Below are 8,346 nucleotides of genomic sequence, written 5' to 3' on the forward strand. Positions count from 1 at the left end.
GAGCCATCGTGCCTCACGCGGCACTAAGCCTCACGCAGGGCGCTTCGATCAAATGCAATGATCGGGCCGCTTGATGCGTTTGATGCATATATCGGGAGCGGATCGGGTCTTGCGCGTCTTGCGGCACCTTTATGTCCAGATGCTGATCGGCATTGTCGCCGGGACGCTGATCGGCGCGCTGGCCCCGGCGTTCGGACGCGATCTGGGGCCGCTGGGCATCGCTTTCGTAAAGGCGATGCGGATGATGGTGCCGCCGGTGCTGTTCTGCACCATCGTCGAGGGGATCGTCCGCCACGGCGCCGCGCGCGACACGGGCGCCACGGTGCTACGCAGCCTGATCGTCTTTCTGGGCATCACTATCGCCGCGCTCGCCATCGGGCTGGGCGTCGCGGCGCTGATGCAGCCGGGGCGCGGGCTGCCGCTGCCGCCATATGGCGAGGCGGTGGCCGAGGTGGAGCGGCAACTGGCCGGGCGGCACATCACCGGGCCGGGCGACTTCCTGGTGCGGATCGTGCCCGATACGCTGTTCTCCGCCTTTACCGCGGGCGATGTCCTGCCGGTGCTGTTCGTCGCCGGGCTGGTCGGGTTCGGCCTGCTCCGCATTGGTGAGGCGGGCGCGCCGATCGTGCGCGGGATCGAGGCGCTGACCCGGCTGCAATTCGCGATCTTCGGCTTCCTGATCCGCGCCGCGCCGGTGGGGGCATTCGGGGCGATCGCCTATACGGTCGGCACCTATGGCGTCGGGTTCATCGGCTCGCTGGGGCTGTTGTTCGCGACGCTGGCGCTGGCGTGCGGGGTCTTGATCGCTGCGCTGGTCCTGCTGGTGTGGATCACCACGGGGATTGGCGGCGGCACCCTGCTGCGCGTGTTCCGCGACGAAATCCTGATCGTGCTGGGCACCTCCTCGACCGAGGTGGTGCTGCCGCGCCTGATCCTGAAACTGGAGGCGTTGGGCGTGCCCCGCAGCGTGGCGGGACTGACCGTTCCTTTGGGCTATTCGCTCAATCTGGCGGGCACGGCGGTGTATCTGGTCGTCGCGACCCTGTTCCTGGGCGAGGCGCTGGGCATCGCGCTGACCCCGGAGCGGGTCGCGGTCTATCTGGGCGTGATGCTGATCACCTCCAAGGCGGCGGCGGGGGTGACGGGCAGCGGTTTCTCGGCGCTGTTGCTCACCCTGTCGCTGTTGCCCGATATTCCGGTCGGAGCGGCGGCGATGCTGATCGCGGTCGACCGTTTCCTGTCGGAGATCCGCGCGCTGACCAGCGGCACGGCCAATGTCTCGGCCTCGTTACTCGTCGCGCGCTGGGGCGGGACGCGGTTCGGCAGCCCAGGCATCGGTGAGCAGCCCCATCAGCCGTGACGCGGCCGGGGACAGCGTGGCGGAGCTGCGGCGCAGTACGCCGATGGTGCGCGTGACCTCCGCGCCGCGCAGCGGCCGCCAGACCAGATCGCGCGCGTCCGGCCCCTCGCACGCCAGGCGCGGCAGCACCGACGGGCCCAGTCCCGCCTGCACCAACGCCAGCGCCGAGGTCAGCCGCGTCACCTCGTAGAACCAGCGCAACTCGATGCCCGCACGCGCCAGCCCGGCGTCGAGCGCGGTCCGGTTGCCGCTGCCCGGATGGACCGTCACCAGCCGCAGCCCCGCCAGATCGCTCCACGCCGGATCGGCGAGATCGGCCAGCGGATCGTCCTTCCGACAGACCAGGCCATAAGGATCGTCGGTCAGCGGCTCATAGACCATGTCGCCGTCCGACGAGACGGGCAGGGTGATGGCGAACTCGGCCTGTCCCGTTCGCACCGCCTCGGCGCATTCGGTCGCCGACAGATCGAGCACGCGCACCCGGACGTTGCGATAGTCGCGGCCCAGCGCTTCCAGAACGTCCGGCAGGAAACGCACCGTGGCGCTGGGGATGCTGGCGATGGTCAGCCGTCCCGCCTGCCGCTCGCCCAGGGCCATCATGCCGAGCAGCGATTCGTCCAGTTCCTCCAGCAGACGGCGGAGCAGCGGCAATATCTCCTTGCCCGCCGGGGTCAGCCGCACCGTCCGCGTCGTCCGCTCCAGCAGGGGCGTGCCGACCGTCGCCTCCAGCTTCTGGACACGGCGGCTGATCGCGGGTTGCGACAGGTTCAGCTGCTCGGCGGCGCGCAGGAAGCTCTTGCCGTCCGCGATCGCGACGAACACCCGTATGTCCAGCAGCTCGAAATTCATGGAAGCCATGAGGGACGGTAACAGCACCGACCGGCGCTAGGCCAGCCGCCGCCTGCCGCACGTCCGACCGACTCGCCGCAAAGCCCGCATATTTCCACGCGACGCGTCCGGATTTTTTGGTTAGCGTCGCTGTCGCTGATTCCGTCTTCGATCGAGTAAGCTGTATGCGTTTTACCCCGCTTTCCCGTCTTCTCCTGATGGGCATAGCGACCTGTTGCGCTATTCCCGCCCCGGCCTCCGCACGGTCGCTGGAACTCGTCGAGCTCCAGCGCGACATGAACGCGCTGCTCTCCGGCCGGTCGGGTGAATATGGGATCGCGGCGATCGACCTCGACGACGGCTCGACCGCGATGGTCAATGGCGGAATCCCCTTTCCGATGGCGAGCACGGTCAAGCTGGCCATTGCGGGCGCCTATCTGGCGGAGGTGGACCAGGGCCGACGCAGCCTGAACGACATGGTCAACGGCCGCACCGCCGCCAAGGCGATGGAGGCGATGATCGTGCGCAGCGACAATCTGGCGGCCGACCAGATGTTCGCCACGCTCGGCGGCCCGGCCAAGGTCCAGCAATGGGTCTTCTCGCACAACATCAGCGGGATGCGGGTCGACCGCACCATCGCGCAGCTGCTTCGCGAGCGCGGGCATCTGGCCGACATCAAGGATGTCGCCACGCCGGTCGCGATGGTCCAGCTGTTGAAGATCCTCGATAGCGGGACGGCGCTCTCCAGCCAGAGCCGAGCCTATCTGCTGGGCCTGATGCGCCAGTGCCGGACGGGCACCCGCCGCATTCGCGGGCTGCTTCCGGCCGGGACGCTGGTGGAAGACAAGACGGGCACGCTCGACGGCATCACCAACGATGTCGGGTTCATCACCATGCCCGACGGCCGCCGCGTCGCGATCGCCGTCTTTGCGCGGGGAGGGCGGGATCGCCAGCCCGTCATCGCCGAGGTTTCCCGCATGATCTACGACCGTTTCGCCGACAGCGTCCGCAACGCGGTCGCCGCCTTCATGCGGTTGCGGTGAACGGCTGGGTTATGATTGTCGAGGCGGGGCAGAGGGATAGCGGGCCTATCATGGTGCGCGGATGAAGAGCCCCTGCATCAGCATATGCCGTTTCGATGGCCGCACCGGCTGGTGCGTGGCGTGCGCCCGGACCCTGCCGGAATGCCGGGAGTGGAAAAAGGCCCCGCGCCCCCGGCTTCTGGCGATCAGCAAGGCACTGCCGGCGCGGCTGGCCAAACTGGACGCGCGCGGTATCCGTGTGGTCGAGGATGCGTGACCATCCTGCCATCACCGCCCCATAGTTCAGTATCTTGCCACATTTGCCTGCCATCATCTTCCATCAAGGATCGCCGATGCGTCTTCCTCTCGCCCTTCTGCTCGCCTCGGCCGTCGCGTTTCCGGCGCAGGCGGCGGTGCATCGTTATTCCGGCCTGACGATGGCCCCCTCGGGCCGCGAGGTCGCCGCGATCGAGCCGGGCGAGAACAGCCATCCCGGTATCGTCGTGCGTTCGGCGCGCGACGGACGGGTGGTGCGGCGGATCGATCCTTGCGCGACATGCAGCTATTCGGGGCTGACCTATGCCCCGCAGGGCGACGGCCTGGCCTTTCTGGCGCGGGACGGCGGCGTCGCCACGCTGATGATCGCGCGCGGTGACACGGTACGGCCAGTCGCGACGGTCGAGGGCCTAGCCTCGACCCCGCGCTTCTCGCCCGATGGCAAGCGGGTGGCGATGCTCATCACGCTGGGCGCAACGAAGGATGTCGGTGCGACCCAGGCGGGCGCGCGGCAGGTCGGGGAGATCGGTGTCGCCAATGACGAACAGCGCCTCGCCATCGTGGACATAGGCGAGGGGGCACCCGCCAAAGCCGTGCCGCTGTCGCCGCAGGGGCGCTATATCTACGAATATGACTGGACGCCCGATGGCTCGGCCCTGGTCGTGACCTCGGCGCTGGGCAATGGCGATGCGAACTGGTGGGTGGCGACGCTCGACCGGGTGGACGCGACGACCGGCGCGGTCACGGCGATCGCCCAGCCCGCCACCCAGTTGAACATGCCGCGCGTGTCGCCGGATGGAAAGACCGTCGCCTATATCGGCGGGCTGATGAGCGATTTCGGCTCGATCGGCGGCGATGTCTGGACGGTGCCGCTTGCCGGGGGCACGCCGGTCAACCAGACCAAGGGCCAGCCGATGACCTTCACCGCGCTGACCTGGACGAAGGGCGGCTTGCGCGCGGCGACGCTGCGCAACGACCAGATGGGGGCTGTCGCCCTTTCGCCGGGCCAAGCCCCGCGTCCGTTGTTCGCCCGTCCCGTGGGCCTGTCGGCCGGAGACGGCAAGATCGCATGGAATGCCAAGGGCGACATGGCGGCCAGCGTCGTCGAGGACTTCACCCATGCACCGGCTGTCTATGCGGGGCGCGCGACCGATCTGCGCCAGATCACGCATGACAATGACGCGCAACGGTCCGCCGTTCAGGCGCGCAGCGTGACCTGGACGAACGAGGGCTTTACCGTCCAGGGCTGGCTGTTGTCGCCGCTGACGGCAAAGCCCGATGCCAGGGCGCCGATGATCGTGCAGGTCCATGGCGGCCCCAGCGCCGCCAGCACGCCGCGCTTCATCGAAAAGGGATTGGCCAGCGCGTTCGAGGATGCGGGCTATTACCGCTTCCTGCCCAATCCGCGCGGCTCCTATGGCCAGGGCGAGGCCTTCACCGCCGCGAACAAGCGCGATTTCGGCGGCGGCGACCTGCGCGACATTCTGGCCGGGATCGATGCGGTCGAGAAGCTCGCGCCGATCGACGACGCCCGGCTGGGCCTGACCGGCTGTTCGTACGGCGGCTTCATGGCGATGTGGGCCAACACGCAGACCAATCGCTTCAAGGCGATCGTGGCGGGGGCGGGCCTGTCCGACTGGGTCAGCTATTACGGGACCAACGGCATCAACACCTGGATGATCCCGTTTTTCGGCAAGTCGGTCTATGACGACTATCGGGCCTATGAGGATGTCTCGGCGGTCTATCACGTCAAGACGGCGCGGACTCCGACCTTCATCTATGTCGGCGAACGCGATATCGAGGTGCCGCCCACGCAGTCGGTCGAATGGTGGAATGCGCTGAAGAGCCAGAACGTGCCGACCAGCCTCGTCATCTATCCCGATGCCGGACACTGCGTGCCGACCCAGGCCCCCGACGTGATGAAGCGACAACTGGCATGGTTCGGCAAGTATCTGGGCCAGTCATCCCCTAACTAACGTATTATAAGGCCGAAACTGTCGCGCGCGGGACAGTTTCGGCAAGGGGCGCGATCGGCGTCCGGGCTATTCTCGACAGGCAGCATGGTGCTGCATGTCGAGAGTATCACCGATGACCGCTTATGACCCCAAAATGGCGAACGACTTCCGCGATGGCCGCGCCTCGCTCATGTCGGATACCGTCCGCGCGCTCAGCTTCGAGCAGCTGGAAACGCAATATGACGGCGCCGCCCACACACTCTGGACCGCGATGCGCCCGCGTGCGCGACCCAGCTTCAATCCCGATCTGCTGAGCGATTTCGAGCGCTGGCAGGACGGGATCGTGCAGGCGGTCGACAGCGGCACGCTGCCGATCCGCTATCTCGTGCTCGGCTCGCGCTTTCCCGGCATATTCTCGCTGGGCGGCGATCTCGACCTGTTCGCGCAGGCGATCCGCGACCGCAACCATGACGCGCTGGCCCGTTACGGCCATCGTTGCGTCCGCATCCTCTATCGCAACATGCGCGGACTGGAACGGCCGATCATCACCATCGGCCTGGTCGAGGGGGACGCGCTGGGCGGCGGGTTCGAGGCGCTCCTGTCCTTCCACGTCGTCGTCGCCGAACGCGGCACCAGCTTCGGCCTGCCCGAGACGATGTTCGGCCTGTTCCCGGGCATGGGGGCGCATTGCTTCCTGTCGCGGCGGCTGGGTGCGGCGCGGGCCGAGCGGATGATCCTGAGCGGCCGGACCTATAGCGCCGAGGAGCTATACGAGATGGGCCTCGTCCATGGCCTCGCCGAGCGGGGCGAGGGGCGGCACATGGTCGCCGACTATATCCGCCAGAACGAGCGGCGGCACAGCGCCCATTGCGCCATTTACGAGGCGTCGCGGGCCGTCAATCCGCTGCCGCTGGAGGAGCTGGAGGCCGTGGTCGACCTCTGGGCCGACGCCGCGTTGCGGCTGACCGAGGGAGACCTGAAGCGGATGGAGCGGCTGGTCGCCGCGCAAAGCCGTTTGCGGGACAAGGCCGTAGCCTGATCAACCGACCCCGGGCAGGCGAACCGCTTGTCCGGGGCTTCGCTCGCCGATGGCGGCCTCGGTGAACAAGGCGGCCACCTCTGCGGCGGGCATCGGCTTGGCCAGCAGATAGCCCTGCACCGCGTCGCACCGCGTCCGGCGCAGCTGGTCGAGCTGGGCGGGCGTCTCCACCCCTTCGGCCACCGTCCGCATGCCGAGCTTGGCGGCGAGTTCGACAATGGTCTGCACGATCGCGATCGAGGCGGGGTTGTGCTCCAGATCCATCACGAAAGAACGGTCGATCTTCAGCGTCTGGAACGGAAACTGGGTCAAATAGCTGAGCGAGGAATAGCCGGTCCCGAAATCGTCCAGCGTCGTGCACACATCGATCGCGTTCAGCGCGGTCAACGCGGCGACCGAGCGTTCGACATCATCGAGCAGCACCGTCTCCGTCACCTCCAGCGTCAGCCGTTTCGCGGGCAGACCGCTGTCCTTCAGCGCCCGCGCGACCATGACGGTCAGATCCTCGGTACGCAGTTGCACGGGCGAAAGATTGACCGCGACCGTCGCACCCGATGGCCAGGTACTTGCGGCCTGACAGGCCTGCTCCAGAACCCAGGCACCGATGGGCACGATCAGCCCGTTCTCCTCGGCGATCGGGATGAACTCGGCCGGGGATACGGGGCCGAATTGCGGGCTGTGCCATCGCAGCAGCGCCTCGCACGAAGCGATGCTGTTCTGGGCCAGGCGGAAGATGGGCTGGAACAGAAGGTGGAACTCGCCCCGTTCCAGTGCTCCGTTCATCGCGGCGGCGAGCTGACGGCGGCGCTCGATCTTCTCGTCCATGACCGGCTCGTAGAACAGCACCTGGCCCCGGCCGCTCTCCTTGGCGCGGTAGAGGGCAAGGTCGGCATTCTTCAGCAGCGTATCGGCATCGCCGCCATCCTCGGGCGCGATGGCGACGCCGATCGAGGTGGTGGTGTGAAGCATATGCCCGCTGAACGGCACCGGCTGGCGCACCAGATCGAGAATGGTCGCGCCGATCCGGTCGACGACGTCATTTTGCGAGACATGGCACAGGACAGCGAACTCGTCGCCGCCCAGCCGGGCGACGATGCCCTTTTCGCCGAACTGTGCATTCAGCCGCCGGGCGATGGCGACAAGCAGCGCATTGCCCGCCAGATGCCCGAAGGAGTCGTTCACCTCCTTGAAGCGATCGAGATCGAGCCAGAGCAACGCCAGCTTTTCCCCGGACTGCGCCAGACCTTGCAGGCGCTGCTCGAATTGCTCGTGAAAGGCCGTGCGGTTGGACACGCCGGTCAGGTCGTCGCGCCGGGCCATGCGCGCATGATGCTCGGCCAGCGCGGCCTTCTCTTCCGAGGCGACGGTGGCGCGCAGGATCGCGGCATAGGTCTGCTGGGTAATGTCCATCATCGCGATGACGAAGAACAGGATCACCGCCGCCATCAGCGCCTTCAACGGGCTCAGCGGGATCAGCAGCCCGATCGCGAGCGGCAGGGAGGCGCAGCAAAGCTGGGACAAGGCGATCAAGGGCCGCCCGGCATTGCGACCCGCAATCCCCGCCGCATAGCCGATGGCGGTCGTGACGGAGAGGAGGTGCAGCACCCCATTGTCGGTCCGCGTCAGGGTCAGCAAGCCGAAGAGGCCCAGCAAGGTCGCATAGCTCAGCGCGCCGAGGCGGTAGCCACGTTCCTGTTGCGGCACGGAGGCCGGGCGGCTCGACAGCGCGTCGCCGATACGGATCAGCCCCACAAGTCCCACGGCGATGGCGCATATAATCAGCCAGTCGTCGCCGCTGCAGATGGCGACGACCGCCGCAATCGCGCTGCTGCTCAGCGCACCGATGACCAGCGAGCGAGGCGAGGC

At 67.4% G+C, this 8,346-nt stretch carries 7 protein-coding genes (1 of these 7 running past the window's edge); 5 read left to right on the plus strand and 2 right to left on the minus strand.

Annotated features, from left to right (window positions below):
* Nucleotides 1–109: 109 nt before the first annotated feature.
* Nucleotides 110–1,360, plus strand: coding sequence for a cation:dicarboxylate symporter family transporter (locus ACQR50_RS06905; protein ID WP_428970332.1), 1,251 nt, complete (start codon nt 110–112; stop codon nt 1,358–1,360).
* On the opposite strand, the gene ACQR50_RS06910 is transcribed toward ACQR50_RS06905, so the two are convergent.
* On the minus strand, nt 1,289–2,218 hold the full coding sequence (locus ACQR50_RS06910) for a LysR family transcriptional regulator (RefSeq protein ID WP_428970333.1): 930 nt from the start codon (nt 2,216–2,218) through the stop codon (nt 1,289–1,291). The two genes, ACQR50_RS06905 and ACQR50_RS06910, sit on opposite strands and share 72 nt — an antisense overlap.
* 188 nt (nt 2,219–2,406) lie before the next feature.
* On the opposite strand from ACQR50_RS06910, the gene ACQR50_RS06915 reads away from it, so the two are divergent.
* The 4 genes from ACQR50_RS06915 (at nt 2,407) to ACQR50_RS06930 (ending at nt 6,480) form a co-directional block, all read left to right on the plus strand.
* The gene (locus ACQR50_RS06915; RefSeq protein WP_428970334.1) at nt 2,407–3,231 is read left to right on the plus strand and encodes a serine hydrolase; all 825 of its coding nucleotides are present in this window, start codon (nt 2,407–2,409) and stop codon (nt 3,229–3,231) included.
* Nucleotides 3,232–3,292: 61 nt separating this feature from the next.
* Nucleotides 3,293–3,487, plus strand: a complete 195-nt coding sequence (locus ACQR50_RS06920; RefSeq protein WP_042491430.1) for a DUF1289 domain-containing protein — start codon at nt 3,293–3,295, stop codon at nt 3,485–3,487.
* 76 nt (nt 3,488–3,563) lie between these two features.
* On the plus strand, nt 3,564–5,462 hold the full coding sequence (locus tag ACQR50_RS06925; protein WP_428970335.1) for a S9 family peptidase: 1,899 nt from the start codon (nt 3,564–3,566) through the stop codon (nt 5,460–5,462).
* A 112-nt stretch (nt 5,463–5,574) separates the two neighbouring features.
* A complete protein-coding gene (locus ACQR50_RS06930; protein WP_428970336.1) occupies nt 5,575–6,480 on the plus strand; it encodes a crotonase/enoyl-CoA hydratase family protein in 906 nt (301 codons plus the stop codon).
* Here ACQR50_RS06930 and ACQR50_RS06935 read toward each other — a convergent pair whose 3' ends face one another.
* Nucleotides 6,481–8,346: the 3' portion of a putative bifunctional diguanylate cyclase/phosphodiesterase gene (locus tag ACQR50_RS06935; RefSeq protein ID WP_428970337.1), read on the minus strand. Its footprint extends 93 nt past the window's final position; 1,866 of the gene's 1,959 nt are visible here — the last part of the coding sequence; the start codon falls outside the window, past its right edge; it ends in the stop codon at nt 6,481–6,483. It lies immediately after the preceding gene.

Origin of the sequence: Sphingomonas sp. Xoc002, from assembly GCF_050408055.1 — a bacterium.
Lineage (GTDB): Bacteria > Pseudomonadota > Alphaproteobacteria > Sphingomonadales > Sphingomonadaceae > Sphingomonas > Sphingomonas yabuuchiae.

Bases quoted from the DNA above. Each gene is read 5' to 3' on its own strand.
- ACQR50_RS06910 (WP_428970333.1), bottom strand. From the start codon at position 2,218: ATGGCTTCCATGAATTTCGAGCTGCTGGACATACGGGTGTTCGTCGCG.
- ACQR50_RS06915 (WP_428970334.1), top strand. From the start codon at position 2,407: ATGGGCATAGCGACCTGTTGCGCTATTCCCGCCCCGGCCTCCGCACGG.
- ACQR50_RS06920 (WP_042491430.1), top strand. From the start codon at position 3,293: ATGAAGAGCCCCTGCATCAGCATATGCCGTTTCGATGGCCGCACCGGC.
- ACQR50_RS06925 (WP_428970335.1), top strand. From the start codon at position 3,564: ATGCGTCTTCCTCTCGCCCTTCTGCTCGCCTCGGCCGTCGCGTTTCCG.
- ACQR50_RS06930 (WP_428970336.1), top strand. From the start codon at position 5,575: ATGACCGCTTATGACCCCAAAATGGCGAACGACTTCCGCGATGGCCGC.